This window comes from Paraburkholderia phymatum STM815 (genome assembly GCF_000020045.1).
In the GTDB taxonomy this organism is placed as follows: domain Bacteria; phylum Pseudomonadota; class Gammaproteobacteria; order Burkholderiales; family Burkholderiaceae; genus Paraburkholderia; species Paraburkholderia phymatum.
Genome location: NC_010627.1, coordinates 291,618 through 305,138, shown reverse-complemented (window position 1 = coordinate 305,138; position 13,521 = coordinate 291,618). Strand labels below are relative to the sequence as shown.

Sequence of the window (13,521 nt, the reverse complement as noted above, 5' to 3'; positions counted from 1 at the left end):
ATGTCGTATACGCCGATCACCACAACGATCTTCTCGAGGATGACGTCCGACTTCGACGCTAACGTCGTCGCGACCATCAGTTCAGGTTCGGAACGCATCATCAGTCTTATTTCGCCGTTGATGATGACGTGCTTCAGCATCTACGTGCTACTGGTCGTGTGGTCATACTGGCAGGGACAGAACGATGAACCGATCAACGACTTCCTGATGCGTATGGCGGCCTGGGCGTTCATCCTGACCTGCGGCATGAACATCCAGTTCTATACCGAGTACATCGTGCCGGCTGTGAATGGTTTTGGCGAGCAGCTCTCGGGTGCGATTACGGGGCAGAGTAATCCGGTTTCAGGTCTCGACAATTTGTTGAGTGCGTACATCAACGCCTGTGGGCAAATTTACGATACCGCCGAGGGCTTCCACATCATTGGAGCGGTCTGGGCAATCACGGTCATGCTCATTTTCGCCACGCCGTTCATGGGGCTGGCCGTGGCCTACATCATCCTCGCGAAATTCGCCCTCGGGCTGCTACTCGCACTCGGGCCACTCTTCATTTCAATGGCGCTGTTTCCGCCGGTGCGGCAGTACTTCTGGAACTGGGCGGGACAGTGCTTTAACTACGCGTTGCTCGTAGCCCTGTTCGCAGGCGCCGGCGCGATCGAAGTCAATTTCGCGAAATCAATTGCACCGAGCGGGACGGCCTTCCCATCGATGCAGCAGGTGGTGGAAATCGACGTGATGGGCGTGGTGTTCTTCGTCGTCGCCCTGAATCTTCCGGGCCTGGCCTCCGCGCTGGCGAGTGGTGTGGGCATTTCGACCATGACGGGCAAGCTGGGTGGTCTGGGACGTGCGCTGGCCGCGGCCGCGAAAACGGGTGGCGCCGGCAAGTACAAGACGGGTGGCTCCCTTTCGGATGCATAGGCGGATATATGCCAGATATCTTTGCGAAGCTGATCCGCTGGTGGTTGATCGCCGTTTGCTGGGTTACGTTTGCCGGTTTCGTGGGGGCGTTGCTCAACGTCATCGGTATGTTCATCTACCGCCGGTTGCACGAATGACCGGTGAGAGGATTTCAGGCATGAAGACCATATTCCGCGTAGGCCTGCTCGCATTTGTCCTGCAGGCGTGCAGTTCTCCGCCGAAACCAGCGGAGCCGACAGGCCAGTGGATGCCTGTCAACCAGCCGCTGACCCAGCAGGCGGGTCGCACGGACCCGAAGTGAGGACCAGGATGGTATCGGTAATCAGACAGTGGCTCGCGGCTGGCGTGGGCTCGCGCAAGCGCGCCCCGACGCCGCCCATATCGGCCGCGCACCTGGAGGCAGCAGCGCGTGCGGTCGACCGGTCACAGCGTGACGCGGTCAGCTGGTATCTCGACCAGGCCCGGGAATTCGAGAGGTCGAAGATGGAGATGGCGGAAGAAAAGGCGCGCGTGGCCGACCGGCGATCAGTGCTTTCGGGTGGCATCGCCCTCGCGGCTGTTTTTGGCATAACAGCTTTAGGACTACTTAAAAGACCCAATCCACCGGCGGTGTTGCGGGTGAACGACACGACCGGCAAGGTGGATGTGCTGCCAACGACCGCGAACGGCCACGTGAGCTTCACTGAAAAAACCGACCGCGCGGACCTGCGCCGCTATGTCGAGATGCGCGAGAGCTACGACTGGGAGACGATTTCGGACATGCACAGCGCGGTGATGTTCATGAGCGACGATCGTGAAAAGGACGCTTATGACGCGCTCATCCGTGGACCGGCCGGCCCGCTCAAGCTGCTCAAAGACCAGGCGCGCATCATCGCCCGGGTCGGCTCGATCACCTTTGTCGGTTCGACGGCGCAGGTGTTCTTCTCTCGGCAGCTGATCCCGTTGAATGTGGCGGCGAAGCGCCCGGACCCGACCTGGTGGATTGCGACGGTGGCCTTCACGCGCGTCGATGTGCCAGAGAAACAGGATCAGCAGGACATCGATCCGGACGGGTTTCGGTGTACCAGTTACGAGGTCACACGCGATTACACCCGCGCGCCAGCGGATGCATCGCCCGATCCCGCACCGGCCGCATCGAAGATGCCCGGGAGCGGGCCATGAGTCGTGCGGGTCTTCGCTCGCCGCCAGGCGTGGTCGCGATCATGGCCGCCTGTGCGCTCGCCGGTGGCCGCGTGCACGCGCTTGAAATCCCGCGGAGCTGCGGCGCCGACCCGCATATCCAGTGCGCGACGTACAGCCCCGACCAGGCCTACCGCGTGGCGACGATGCCAGGCCGTGTGGTGATGATCCAGTTCGAGCCCGGAGAACACATCCTGAAAGACGGCGGCGGCATTGGCGATGCCCGCGCCTGGCACGTGTCGGTCAACGACAGCGGAGCGCTGCTCAAGCCCGGTGCGCTGCAACCCGAAACCAACCTCGTGCTCGTGACCAACCGGCGCACCTATTCGCTGTCGCTTGTCGATGTATCGCGGGCGCAGCCCGCGACGTGGATCCTGCGCTTCGACTATCCGGACACGAAGGCGAAGACCGCGGCCGAACAGCTGGGGCGCCGGGAGGCCGTCAGCGCCGCACTGGCGGGCCAGCAGGACACTCCGGCTGGTCCGGCGAGAACCGGAGCGACGGGCGCAACGGTGTCCCCGGGTGCGCCCGGGTCATCCGCGCCGGCGGCGAACATGCAGTACATGATGCGCGGCGATCGCGCGCTTGCGCCTACCGCCTTGTGGGACGACGGACGTTTCACCTACTTCAGGTACGCGACCGCGCGCGATCTGCCGACGATTTTCACGAAGCTGCCGGACGGCAGTGAGGCGACGGTGAATTTCCATATGGAAGGCGACACCGTTGTCGTCCACGAGGTTTCGAAGACATTCATCATCCGCTACGGCCAGGCGGTGCTGGGCATCCGCAACGACGGCTACTCGCCGGACGGCCACTACAACCGCACCGCCTCGTCGTTGCCCGGTACGGCGCGCATCGAACGCGCGCACGGCAGCCGCGATCGGGTGGACGACTGACGGGAGCGCGCACAAGCATGAGCGAACGCAACGAAATCGGCAATGCCGGGCGCGCGGACACGGCGCCGCAGCCGTCGCTGGACCTGCCCGGACGCCGCCGCACGCGCGCGGGCAAGCTCAGGCTCGTGCTGGTCGCGCTGGTCGTGATTGCGCTGGGCGCATCAGGCGTGACGATCTACCTGCAGCGGCTCTTCCAGCACCATCAGGACGCGAAACAGGCGGCGCTCAACAAGCCGAAGGACAGCGGCGCGAGCGAGGCTGGGGCCGACCTCGAAACACAGAAGGCGCGCATCAAGCGGGCCGAAGCTGATCAGGCGCGCGCCGCATCGGAAGCTGCGGCTGCCGCCGCGGCAAGGCAGCAGCTCGCCCCGCCGGCGGGCGCAGCGGCGCACCCTGTAGGCGAACGGGGCACCGCGATTGCGAACAACCGGACGCGGCCACTGTCACGCGCTGAGCGGCGTCTCTCGGGCAGCGTGCTGGTCATGACCGGCGACAGCAGGGCCACCGGTGGTCCTGAAGACTCTGCGCTCGCATCCAGTGACGCGGGCGGCGGCAGCGCAGACACGACGGGCAACGGCGTCGGCGGTGGCGATAGTCTGGCCGGCATGGCGAAGTCCATGGGGCTCGCGGCGCTGCGGGGCGGGCCATCTGGAGCCGCCGGTTCATCTGGTGCAGGGCTGGCTGATAACCATGATGCCGGCAACAGCAAGGGATCGGTCTTCGACCAGTCCCTGCAGCCCTCGAAGCTGCAGCCGATGCGTGCCTCGTTCCGGCCGGACCGTCATTACCTGATCAGCCGGAACACCATGATCCGGTGCGGGCAGGCCACCGCAATCCGCACTGACCGGCCGGGGCTGGTGGGCTGTCCGATCGCCGATGACGTCTGGTCTGACGATGGCACGACACTGCTCATTCGCAAGGGCGCGCTGGCTAAAGGCGAGCAGCGCGACGCCGTCATACACGGACAGGGCGTCATTGGCGCGATCTGGGACGAGATCGACGACGGCGATGTCCGTATTCCCCTGAACTCGCCGGCGACTGATTCCCTCGGGGCGGCCGGCATTCCCGCCTACATCGACGAGCATTTCTGGCTTCGCTTCAAGGGGGCGCTGATGGTGAGTCTCATCGGCGACTTTGGTCAGGCGCTCGCGAACAAGGCGATCGGAGCGGGCCAGACCATTACCTTCTCGAACAGTTCGAACGCGACGCAGGACGTCGCCGCTGAGACGCTGCGTAACACGATCAACATCCCGCCCACCGCTTATTCAAACCAGGGATCTCTGATCAACATCTTCGTTGCGCGCGACGTTGACCTGAGCAGCGTGTACGAGACCGTTGACAGCGACGGCAGCGAGATTGCGCCGGCGGCCCGGCACTGACGAACGTGAGGAATATCACGATGGAACTGCGGATCGCGTTTCCCGACTCTTTCCCGCTTCAAGGTGGCGAGCGTGATGCGTTCGAAGAGAAGCTGCGCGACGAAAAGGTCGATGCGCGCCGGCCGTACCAGCTGTCTGACCTTCTACCGCTGCGCCGGATCGGCGACGGGCACGTGTGTATGGATGCAACTAACCGTCCCGCAACAACCATCCTTCCAGCACCGGGCCGTGCCGGGGCGGGTTTATTCCCCGCGCTTTCACACCAGGCACAGCAGCGGCAGGTACTGACCACAGTCGACAACGGCATCGAGGTCGACCATCTGGCGTCGTCTGTGGCGCCAGTAGCGACGGTTGTCTCGATGTCGCCTGCGCGAACGTGCGCGATCAGGCGGGCAGCGTGCCTGGCGACGGCGACTGTACCGGGTCCCGGTTCAGGTCGAGCTGCACGCCACAGAGGCGGGATCGCACGGACGGCGATCCGGAAAGCTTTTTTTACCAGCTTGCATCAGCCATAGTCTGAAGGAGTACATATGAATGCAGTGGTTATCGATGTCATCGAAAAGGGCACCATCGCGCGCAGCTTCCTCCGGCAGATGGGTATCGCCAGTTTCTTTGACGGCAGTCTCACCGAGGTGGCCATTAACCGGCCCGGCGAAATATGGACACAGGGATCAGCCGGATGGAAGCGGCACGAGGCGCCCGCCTGCACACTCGACGCCTGCTTCAAGCTCGCCAACGCCCTCACGGTGATGAAGGGTGGCAAGTTCTCGACGAAGGAACCGATTCACCCAGTGGCCCTTCCCGACGGCCAGCGCGCTCACGTGCTGATGCAGCCTGCGTGCGAGCAGGACACGATTTCGATCACCATCCGGATTCCATCGAACCAGCGGTTTTCCGTTGACGAATACGAACGCAACGGCTGGTTTGCAGGCTACCGGGACATGTCGCCGCGCCGGGAGGCGCCGGCATCGCTCGACCTGCAGCCGTTCGAGCAGGACATGCTTCAGGCGCAGCGCCAGCGCAACGTCACGCGCCTGCTTGAGCTCGCCGTCGCGAACCGCCTCAATATTGTGCTCGCCGGCGGCACCGGCTCCGGCAAGACGACCCTCAACAAGGCCCTGTCCGATCTCGTGCCGTCTGATGAGCGGATTGGCACGATCGAGGATACGCCGGAGCTGTCGCTGCCGAACCATCCGAACCGCGTGCACATGTTTTTCAGCGACACGCTGCCCGCAAAGGAACTGGTGCGCTCGACGCTGCGCATGAAGTTCGATCGTGTGTTTCTTGCCGAGCTGCGTGGCGACGAGACATGGGACTACATGACGCTGCTCAACACGGGTACGCCCGGCGGTATTACGACCGTTCACTGCAACGACGCCAGGTCGGCCCATTCCCGTATCGCGACGCTGATCAAGCAGAGCGTGGTGGGTCAGACGCTCGACTGGCGATTCATCATGGATCAGGTCCGCGTGACCATCGATCTCGTGCTCTTCATGCGCGACAAGCGCCTGTCGGAAATCTGGTACGACCCGGTGGGCAAATGGCAACTGCTGGGAGGCATCGCATGAAAGAGCGCGCTGTATCACCCTCCAGCCCGAGCGCGCCGCACGGCGGCTGGCAACGGGATGGCGACCATGCGCTCGTGCATCCCGGCGGTTGGTCGATCGCGCGTTATCGCATCGACGGCGTGTGGACACACATGCTCTGGCATGGAAATGAAACGCAGGGCCGGTTCGCGACACCCGACGCGGCGAAGTCGCGGCACGCCGAGCTGACGGGTGCAACGGTTTCTGGCGCGACGCAGGAGCGTATGGCGTGATCGGACAAATTGTGATCGGCCTGTTCGGCGTCGCGGCGGTGTTCCTGTCGCAGGACCCGCGCGAGCAGCGGCGTCGCTGGGCCTGCGTCTTCGGGCTTGCCGCACAGCCTTTCTGGCTCGTCATGGCGTGGCGCGCACACGAGTATGGGGTGCTTGCACTGTGCCTTGTGTACGGATGGGCATGGGCGCGTGGCGTACGCAGTTACTGGATGAAGGCGGATGCGCGATGAGCCGGTCGCCAGTCGAATGGGCGGAAAAGACGTCGAATCCGCTGCCAGGATGGCGAGCCCGGGTCGACAGCACACCCGTTGACCCATGTGTGCCGGTCAAGGTCCGCACGAGGGCGGCGACCGGCCGCTCGACGGCTGGCTTCATGAAACGATGCGGGAGGCCGGATGAATATTGGCATGAGTGATATCGAAGCCGCGATAGGCCATTGGCGACGCGCTGCGGCGTCCGAAGAGGCTTTCGCGGCGAGCAGGGAGGGCCGTGCGCTTGCACGGCTCTATGGTGCGGCAATCGCACAGGGCAGTGCACGCATAGAAGAGGGCGAGCTCGACGAGGCCGAGCGCTCTGCGCTACGTCTTTTGCGTTTCAGTCGAACGGCACGCGTAACGGAGAGTGAGGCGTGACAACACATCCGCTATTCCGCGTTGGTGACAGTTTGATCGGAGCGGAGGGTGGCTCGGGCTACGGGCCGGATCTTCCGGACCACGTAAGCTTCGCGCTCTGCGGGGTCAAGCGGGGCGGCAAGTCGGTACGCGGGAAGGCGGCGGTCAATCTCGCGTTACCGCGCAGGACCGTGCTCAGGATTGCGCTGCGCATGCTTCAGCATGCCGACGGCACGATGACCGATACGATCTCTATCAACAGGGAAGCGGTCGCCTGCGCTGGAGATCCGCCGCAGGTGCTGAATCACCGGAAGAAAGACCGCGGACTCATCGATCGCCTGCGTGGCGACGGACCACTCAATTTCGCGCGCATGCCGGCACTGCATGCCGCACAGGCCGTGCTCGAACACGGCGACGAGGGGACGGCCGCTGGCCTGCACCTGCTGATCGCGGCCGCCGACCAGCATGACGGTCTGCCGATGAAGCGCGTTGCCGCGTTCAATGCTGGGGGGTATCAGCCCAACCATGAAGCGACCGGGCACTCAGGGGCGAACCATGCCGAAATATCTCCGCATTCTCATTCCGTGTCTCGTCGTGCTGGTGATCGTCGCGGCCGCAGTGACGCTCGGTCAATATCTCGGCGGACTGCTGTTCGCAAAGATGCAGAAGCTCCCACAGGGCGCGGTTGGCATTTTTACGCTGTACGACTACTGGCAGGCGTGGGGCGAGGTCCCTGCGGTGAGACGTGCTCTCTCCGTCTGCACGCTGCTGTCAGCCGTCATTGGCTGCACGCCGGCGGTCGTGATCACGATCGCGCTGGTGAACTCGCGCGGACGTATCGCGCAGTTCGGCAATGCGCGCTTCGCCGCGCGCCGCGACATCGTGAAGGCCGGCCTGCTGGAAAAGTGATCGTGCAGCCAGATTCGACTCTCGCTATGCCAACGCGGCCCGGTATGACCGTTTTGCCAGTGCTGCGTCGCCTGTCTGCACCTGCGGGCCCGGCGCAGCGTGAGGCGCATTGGAATGTGGATCTTCATGCATGCCGTGTGGCTGCGAGCCCGGTTGTTTTCCTCACGCTATCCACGAGGTAAATGCCATGTCCCACACGTATCCACCATTCATCGTCGGCAAATTCAAGGGCGAGTATCTGAAGTATCGCGGCCAGGACTTCCTCATGCTTGCCGCCGGCACGCGCTCGGGCAAAGGCGTCTCGATGGTGATCCCGAATCTTCTCACCTATCCCGATTCGGTCGTCGTCGAGGACATCAAGGAAGAGAACTTCATGTACACGTCCGGCTACCGCAGGAAGTGCGGTCACGAGGTCTACCTGTGGTCACCGTTTTCCGAAAATGGCCGCTCGCACGCATACAACCCGCTCGAGTACATCGCTGGCCGACCGGCCTATACGCGCGTGGGTGACGTGATGACGATCGGCGAGCATCTGTATCCGTCGAATGTCGACGCGCGCCTGAGGTACTGGAATGACAACGCCCGCAACCTGTTCATTGGGATCGTGCTGTACCTCCTTGAAACGCCGTCGCTGCCGTGCACGTTCGGCGAAGTGTTGCGGCAGGCCTCCGGCAAGGGCCGCGCGATTCGCGAGCATGTCTCGTCGATCGTCAGTACGCGCGCGAATGCCACCGACACGCTGCCTGCCCTGAGCTTCGAGTGTCTGGACGCGCTCAACCGCTTTCTGTCGCAGTCGAGGGAAGCGTTTGCCAATATTGTGTCGACGATGACGGCGCCGCTAAACGTGTTCAGCAATCCCGTCGTCGATGCGGCGACGAGCCGTTCTGATTTTCATCTGGGCGAGGTACGAAAGAAGCGCATATCCATCTATGTTGGTATCAAGCCGGGAGACCTGAAGGCGGGCGCGCTGCTCGTCAATCTCTTCTTCTCACAGCTGATCGACCTGAACACGCGTGAGCAGCCTGCCGAGAATCCGGAGCTCAAGTACCAGTGCGCGCTGATGATGGATGAGTTTGCGGCACCGGGAAAGATCGACATCATCGATACGGCCAACGCGTTCATCGCCGGCTTCAACCTGCGGCTCATGCTGATTTTCCACGGCATGTCGCAGCTCGAGGATCCGAAGCTGTACGGCAGGCACGGTGCGGAAACACTGGCGATCAACTGCAAGATGCGTAGCCTCTTCGCGCCGCGCACGCTGAAGGACTCGGAAGAGTATTCGAAGATGCTGGGCACGTTCACGCATCTGTCGCGCTCTCGCAGCCGCAGCCGCGGCCGCAGCGCGTCCACGAGTACGAACGAGACCGAGCACGGCCGGCCGCTGATGCTGCCGCAGGAACTGCGAGCCCTGTCCAGCCGCAAGCAGATCATCACGATCGACGGTTGCGAACCGATCCTGTGCGACAAGGCGTACTTCTACGAGGATGCCGAGCTCGTCGACCGCCTGGTCCAGCAGAGTCCCTACCTGCTGGGGGTGATGGCCAGTCTCGAAAAGACGAACCGTCGCCGTGCATGGTTCGGGTTCGGACCGAAGTTCCCGAACGAGGAGCAGATGAAGCACGCCGCGTTTGTTGCGCGCGAACTCAGTGCGCCCGTGCCGCAGATTGATGTCGAGCAGTGGTGGCACTCGCAGAATGCCGCGCGTCGCGCCCAGGTTGAGCCTGCAGCGGGCGCGGCAGAGACAGCCGGGGTGCGCGATGTCCGCGAACATGAAATTGGCGTGCTCTGCGCCGGGCACTTCACCAACCGCGGCAGTATCCGCGCCGCGCTGTTCCGGCTCATGCCGTACCTGAGCGAGGTGCTGCCCGATGGGGCCGCTTCGGCACGGGCGGACACAGCCAGTTCACAAGCCGCGTTGCAGACCGGTTCGCACTCCGATTCGCCAGCCGCCCCGCAACCTGATCAGCAGCCTGAACAAGGAGTTGTCGCATGAACGAGATCGAATTTCCAGCCGACCAGATTGATCACCACGAGCGCAGCGCGGCCAACGCTGACGATGCCTCGGCCATCCGCGCGCGTACCACGCCGCCGGCGAACGAACCGGAAGCCGCGGCCGTACCGCGCCATCCGGAAACGCCCGTCGACAGCACAACCGAAGAGCGCCTGAAGAAGATCCGCGCCGGTGATCGCGAGCGGGCTAGGCGGCTGCTCAGACCCAGTGCATCGAGCGATGCGCAGAGCGGCGAAGGGGTGAAAACGGCTAAAGGCACTGGGCGGCTGATCGGCAGGAAAGACGGGCCGACGCAGAACAGCATCCGTGCGAAACCGATCTTCGAGAAAACCGGCTACGACGTACCGAAATCAGTCAGCAACCAGTATGTTGCGCATGACGGGAAGTTTCTGGACCGCAAGAGTGAGACGGTGCATTTCGAGGACACCGGCCGCACGCTCGCGACGGCGAGCGAGGACCGTAGCGTGATCACGCACATGGTGGAAGTCGCGAAGGCGAAGAACTGGAGCGAGCTGCAGCTCAAGGGCACGGAGGAATTCCGCCGTCAGGCATGGATTGCGGCCGAACTCGCTGGCGTACCAACGCGCGGCTTCGGGCCGAAGGAACTGGATCGCGCGATGTTGACGGCTGCGCGCGAAGCCATGCGCATCAGCGCCGGCGAGCAGGCTGGCGATGCGAACGGTCCACGCATCAACACTGTCGAGACCGCGGCAGGCGCCACGCCCGACGGGAGCCCCAGCCCGCGGGCGGCGCCGCCGTCCTCCTCGCTCGAGCAGCCGGCAGCCGGTGTGACCGCGGGCGTGCTCGTTGCGCACGGGCCGGCACCATTCAACCACGACGCCAAACAGAACCCGAGCTATTACGCGACCGTGCGTACCGTCAATGGCGAACGCACGGTGTGGGGCCTGGACCTCGAACGCGCGATCAGTGACGCCGGTGTGCAGGTCGGCCAGCAGGTCGAGCTCGAAAAAGGCGGCAGCAGGACGGTCACGTCCCAGCAGCGGCAGTTCGACGTGCAGGGCAACGAGATCGCGCCAAAGACTGTCACGAGCCGCCGTAACGAATGGCTGGTTTCCTCGCCGGACATGCCGGGCCTGCCTACTCGTGAGCAGCGTGATGCGCTTGCTAGCGCACGCCGCGAAGGCGACGAGCGGCGGCGGATCAACGAAGCGCGCGAACGCTTCCTGAACGGCAACTGGCAGTACTCAAAGGAACAGCGAGCGGCGCTCGACGCGGCGCGGGAGCGCATCAAGGAACAGGCCGCGCGAGAGGTCCTGCGCGATGAGATCAGGGGGTTGCCCGAGCAGCAGCAGGAGAAGGTCATGGGGGAGTTCGAGAGCGCCGTGGCCGAGGCGCGAGCAGCAAACCGGCCGCTGGACGTGCCGATGCCGCAGGTCAGCGAGGCGACGGTAGAGGCCGTGCGTGAACAGATCGAGCGTGAACAGCGCGGGCGCTCCCAGTCTGCACAGCAGCCAGCTCATGAGACCGCCGGGCACCCATCACAGGAAACGGGTCCCGAAGCACCGCCGCTTGAACTCGAACCGTAGTTGAACCCGTCTGCCGCGCGGCCGCGGTGATGCGATCACATCCCTATTAACCGGTAAGGAAAATTGCACCATGAAGATTGCCGTTATCAATTTCTCGGGCAACGTTGGCAAGAGTACCGTTGCACACCATCTGCTTGCACCGCGTCTGTCGGGTGCTGAAGTGATCCCGATCGAATCCATCAATTCGGATGACCGCGAAAAGGAAGGCGCGTTGCGCGGGTCACAGTTCGATGAGCTGCAGGACGAGCTGATGACGCTGCAAAACGCCGTCGTCGATGTAGGCGCATCGAATGTCGAAGATTTTGTAGGTCTGATGCGAAGCTATGATGGGTCCCATGAAGACTTCGATCTCTTCATCGTGCCGGCCGTATCGACCGCCAAGCAGCAGGTCGACACGATCGCAACGCTGCGTGCGCTTTCTGATCTGGGCGTGCACGCGTCAAAGATCCGGCTGGTCATGAATATGGTTGACCGCAAACAGGACCTCAACCGCGGCTTCGCAAGGCTGTTCGAGTTCCACTCGCGCAGCGACGTTTTTTCGATGGATCGTGACGCCGTTATCTACGAGAACCCGATCTTCGAAAAGATCAAGGGTTTCGACAGGTCGATCATCGAAATCCGCGATGACCCGCGCGACTACGTCGCGCTGAACGCGGAGGCAATGGAGAACGGGGCATCGGAAGCCGAAAAGGCGCACATTCGACAGATGGTCGCACTGAAACGACTGGCGAGCCGGGTTACGACAGAACTGGATGATGTGTTCAAGGTCTTGGTGCGTTGATGGGCGCGTCGGAAGACTCGATCCGCGAGGAACTGATCGGCGAAGTGCTGGGCGAGCTGTCGCGCCTGCGTCGCGACGTGAAAGAGCTGACGCAGCTGCTCCAGGCAAGCGGCAAACAGTTCAAGGATGACGGCGAACTGACGCTGCTGCGCTTTACGTCGCGTTACGAGCGGTTCCTCAAGGACTTTAACGTCTCAACCACCGGCGTGCTCGCCGAGGCAGGCCGCTTTGCCGAGGCGCGCGACCAGTTGCTCGGCGAGCTTGCGCTGCGTGAGTACGACGCGGCAAGCGGGCGCGTGCGGGGCCAGTTGCGTGACGTGCTGCGCGAAGAGGGTTGCTGCCGTGGTATCGGCCGCCTCGAGCTGGCGATATGGGTCGTCTGTGCAGCGCTTGGCTCGGCCGCGCTCTCGGTCTGCGCGATCACGGCACTGCATCTGATCCGCGCATAGGAGTCGTTCCATGCCATCATCCAAAATCTCTTGTGTGGTCGCAGTGGCGGTATGCACCGCGCTCATAGGCGTCACACCGGCGCGGGCCGACGATGACAACCAGAGCGCGTGCGGGGCAGTGCTCTGCCTTGGCGGACTGATGCAGGGCGGCGATGGTGGTCGAGACTGCAGCCGGTACGAGGCGAACTACTTTTCCATCGTGCGTTATCACCACGGCCATTTCGATCTGAGCGGCACGTCGAGCGCGCGCGGCGATTTCCTTAACCAGTGCCGTTCGGCTGGAAGCGACCAGAAGCGCTCGATAAACGCGAAGTACGGCGCCGTCGAGAACGGCCCGTGAATCATGTCTTTCAGGGGCCGGCGAATGGCCTGCCTCCGGGCAGCACGGCTTTTTATCCGCCGGCGTCATTTTCATACAGGCGGATGTGTGTGCAATAGTAGCCGGGCGAATCGAGCGTCGTCGGGAAAACCGCGGTGGATATGATCGTGTAGCCGGCATGAGCAGTTCGGCGCATCCGGCTGAGCAGGCACCGGGCCGTCGAACCGCAATGAAGCGTCATGCCCGCAGCTGACGGCGGGGGGCCACGTTGGGCGCTGTGCAAGCCACGCATCGGGTGACGGGACCGTGGCGACGGCAGTACACTGCCAGCGCTGTTTCAGGGGGAATACGATGAAACTCACTTCTGCAAAACTGATTCAGACCATGGAGTTGGGTCGCGGGTACCAGGCGGGTGAACTGGCCCGTCGATTCGATACGTCGTCGGCGCAGATCAACGACATGCTTTGCACCCTCGTCGAAGAAGGCCTTGTGCGTATGAGCAGCCATTCATCACGCATCATTTGCTTCGAGCGCCTGTCGCTCGCGCCCCGGCCACCATCTACAGTCGCAACGGACGTGGGTACATCGACAACTGTAGCGACGCCACCCATCACCCGCCAGATGCATGGCTCGTTGCGGGGTTATGAGGCGTCGCTGGCGAGCGTGCGCAGTCTCGCAATGCTCGCGCGGCCTTCGCGCTGAACGC

At 63.3% G+C, this 13,521-nt stretch carries 19 protein-coding genes; 18 read left to right on the top strand and 1 reads right to left on the bottom strand.

The window, feature by feature from the left end; all coding sequences use genetic code 11:
• From BPHY_RS37265 to BPHY_RS37225, 11 genes are all read left to right on the top strand, one after another.
• Entirely contained in the window at window positions 1–915 is a 915-nt protein-coding gene (locus BPHY_RS37265; protein WP_012406619.1) for a type IV secretion system protein, read from the top strand.
• Window positions 916–923: 8 nt separating this feature from the next.
• Window positions 924–1,052 carry a hypothetical protein gene (locus tag BPHY_RS43965; protein ID WP_267896374.1) on the top strand — a complete coding sequence of 43 codons (129 nt, stop codon included), beginning with the start codon at window positions 924–926 and terminating at the stop codon, window positions 1,050–1,052.
• Window positions 1,053–1,072: 20 nt separating this feature from the next.
• Window positions 1,073–1,216, top strand: a complete 144-nt coding sequence (locus BPHY_RS43715; protein ID WP_167330919.1) for a hypothetical protein — start codon at window positions 1,073–1,075, stop codon at window positions 1,214–1,216.
• 8 nt (window positions 1,217–1,224) lie between these two features.
• On the top strand, window positions 1,225–2,076 hold the full coding sequence (locus tag BPHY_RS37260; protein ID WP_012406618.1) for a type IV secretion system protein: 852 nt from the start codon (window positions 1,225–1,227) through the stop codon (window positions 2,074–2,076).
• Window positions 2,077–2,105: 29 nt separating this feature from the next.
• Window positions 2,106–2,990: a TrbG/VirB9 family P-type conjugative transfer protein gene (locus BPHY_RS37255; RefSeq protein ID WP_233445556.1), complete on the top strand. Its 885-nt coding sequence runs from the start codon at window positions 2,106–2,108 to the stop codon at window positions 2,988–2,990.
• 17 nt (window positions 2,991–3,007) lie between these two features.
• The gene (locus BPHY_RS37250) at window positions 3,008–4,369 is read left to right on the top strand and encodes a TrbI/VirB10 family protein (RefSeq protein WP_012406616.1); all 1,362 of its coding nucleotides are present in this window, start codon (window positions 3,008–3,010) and stop codon (window positions 4,367–4,369) included.
• 20 nt (window positions 4,370–4,389) lie between these two features.
• Entirely contained in the window at window positions 4,390–4,884 is a 495-nt protein-coding gene (locus BPHY_RS37245) for a hypothetical protein (RefSeq protein ID WP_107204345.1), read from the top strand.
• 15 nt (window positions 4,885–4,899) lie between these two features.
• Window positions 4,900–5,937 carry a P-type DNA transfer ATPase VirB11 gene (gene virB11, locus BPHY_RS37240; protein ID WP_012406614.1) on the top strand — a complete coding sequence of 346 codons (1,038 nt, stop codon included), beginning with the start codon at window positions 4,900–4,902 and terminating at the stop codon, window positions 5,935–5,937.
• Entirely contained in the window at window positions 5,934–6,188 is a 255-nt protein-coding gene (locus BPHY_RS37235) for a hypothetical protein (protein ID WP_012406613.1), read from the top strand. Before virB11 ends, BPHY_RS37235 begins: the two co-directional genes overlap by 4 nt.
• Window positions 6,185–6,418 (top strand): hypothetical protein, encoded by a 234-nt coding sequence (locus tag BPHY_RS37230; protein ID WP_012406612.1) that lies wholly within the window; start codon window positions 6,185–6,187, stop codon window positions 6,416–6,418. Before BPHY_RS37235 ends, BPHY_RS37230 begins: the two co-directional genes overlap by 4 nt.
• A gap of 165 nt (window positions 6,419–6,583) precedes the next feature.
• Window positions 6,584–6,820 carry a DUF3717 domain-containing protein gene (locus BPHY_RS37225; protein WP_015004627.1) on the top strand — a complete coding sequence of 79 codons (237 nt, stop codon included), beginning with the start codon at window positions 6,584–6,586 and terminating at the stop codon, window positions 6,818–6,820.
• A 155-nt stretch (window positions 6,821–6,975) separates the two neighbouring features.
• On the opposite strand, the gene BPHY_RS37220 is transcribed toward BPHY_RS37225, so the two are convergent.
• Window positions 6,976–7,266, bottom strand: a complete 291-nt coding sequence (locus BPHY_RS37220; protein WP_146174510.1) for a hypothetical protein — start codon at window positions 7,264–7,266, stop codon at window positions 6,976–6,978.
• An 88-nt stretch (window positions 7,267–7,354) separates the two neighbouring features.
• Here BPHY_RS37220 and BPHY_RS37215 point away from each other — a divergent pair, with 88 nt between their 5' ends.
• The 7 genes from BPHY_RS37215 to BPHY_RS37185 all read left to right on the top strand — a co-directional run bounded on the left by BPHY_RS37215 (window position 7,355) and on the right by BPHY_RS37185 (window position 13,517).
• Window positions 7,355–7,708 (top strand): hypothetical protein, encoded by a 354-nt coding sequence (locus tag BPHY_RS37215; RefSeq protein WP_041766588.1) that lies wholly within the window; start codon window positions 7,355–7,357, stop codon window positions 7,706–7,708.
• A 187-nt stretch (window positions 7,709–7,895) separates the two neighbouring features.
• Complete coding sequence (locus BPHY_RS37210; RefSeq protein ID WP_012406610.1) at window positions 7,896–9,701, top strand: type IV secretory system conjugative DNA transfer family protein; 1,806 nt, start codon at window positions 7,896–7,898, stop codon at window positions 9,699–9,701.
• A complete protein-coding gene (locus BPHY_RS37205) occupies window positions 9,698–11,266 on the top strand; it encodes an LPD7 domain-containing protein (protein WP_012406609.1) in 1,569 nt (522 codons plus the stop codon). Before BPHY_RS37210 ends, BPHY_RS37205 begins: the two co-directional genes overlap by 4 nt.
• A 70-nt stretch (window positions 11,267–11,336) precedes the next feature.
• Window positions 11,337–12,047 (top strand): StbB family protein, encoded by a 711-nt coding sequence (gene stbB, locus BPHY_RS37200; protein ID WP_012406608.1) that lies wholly within the window; start codon window positions 11,337–11,339, stop codon window positions 12,045–12,047.
• Window positions 12,047–12,496, top strand: a complete 450-nt coding sequence (locus BPHY_RS37195; protein WP_012406607.1) for a hypothetical protein — start codon at window positions 12,047–12,049, stop codon at window positions 12,494–12,496. The genes stbB and BPHY_RS37195 overlap by 1 nt, the downstream gene beginning before the upstream one ends.
• A gap of 10 nt (window positions 12,497–12,506) precedes the next feature.
• Window positions 12,507–12,836, top strand: a complete 330-nt coding sequence (locus BPHY_RS37190) for a TrbM/KikA/MpfK family conjugal transfer protein (protein WP_012406606.1) — start codon at window positions 12,507–12,509, stop codon at window positions 12,834–12,836.
• A 330-nt stretch (window positions 12,837–13,166) separates the two neighbouring features.
• Window positions 13,167–13,517, top strand: coding sequence for a hypothetical protein (locus BPHY_RS37185; protein WP_233445559.1), 351 nt, complete (start codon window positions 13,167–13,169; stop codon window positions 13,515–13,517).
• Window positions 13,518–13,521: the final 4 nt, after the last annotated feature.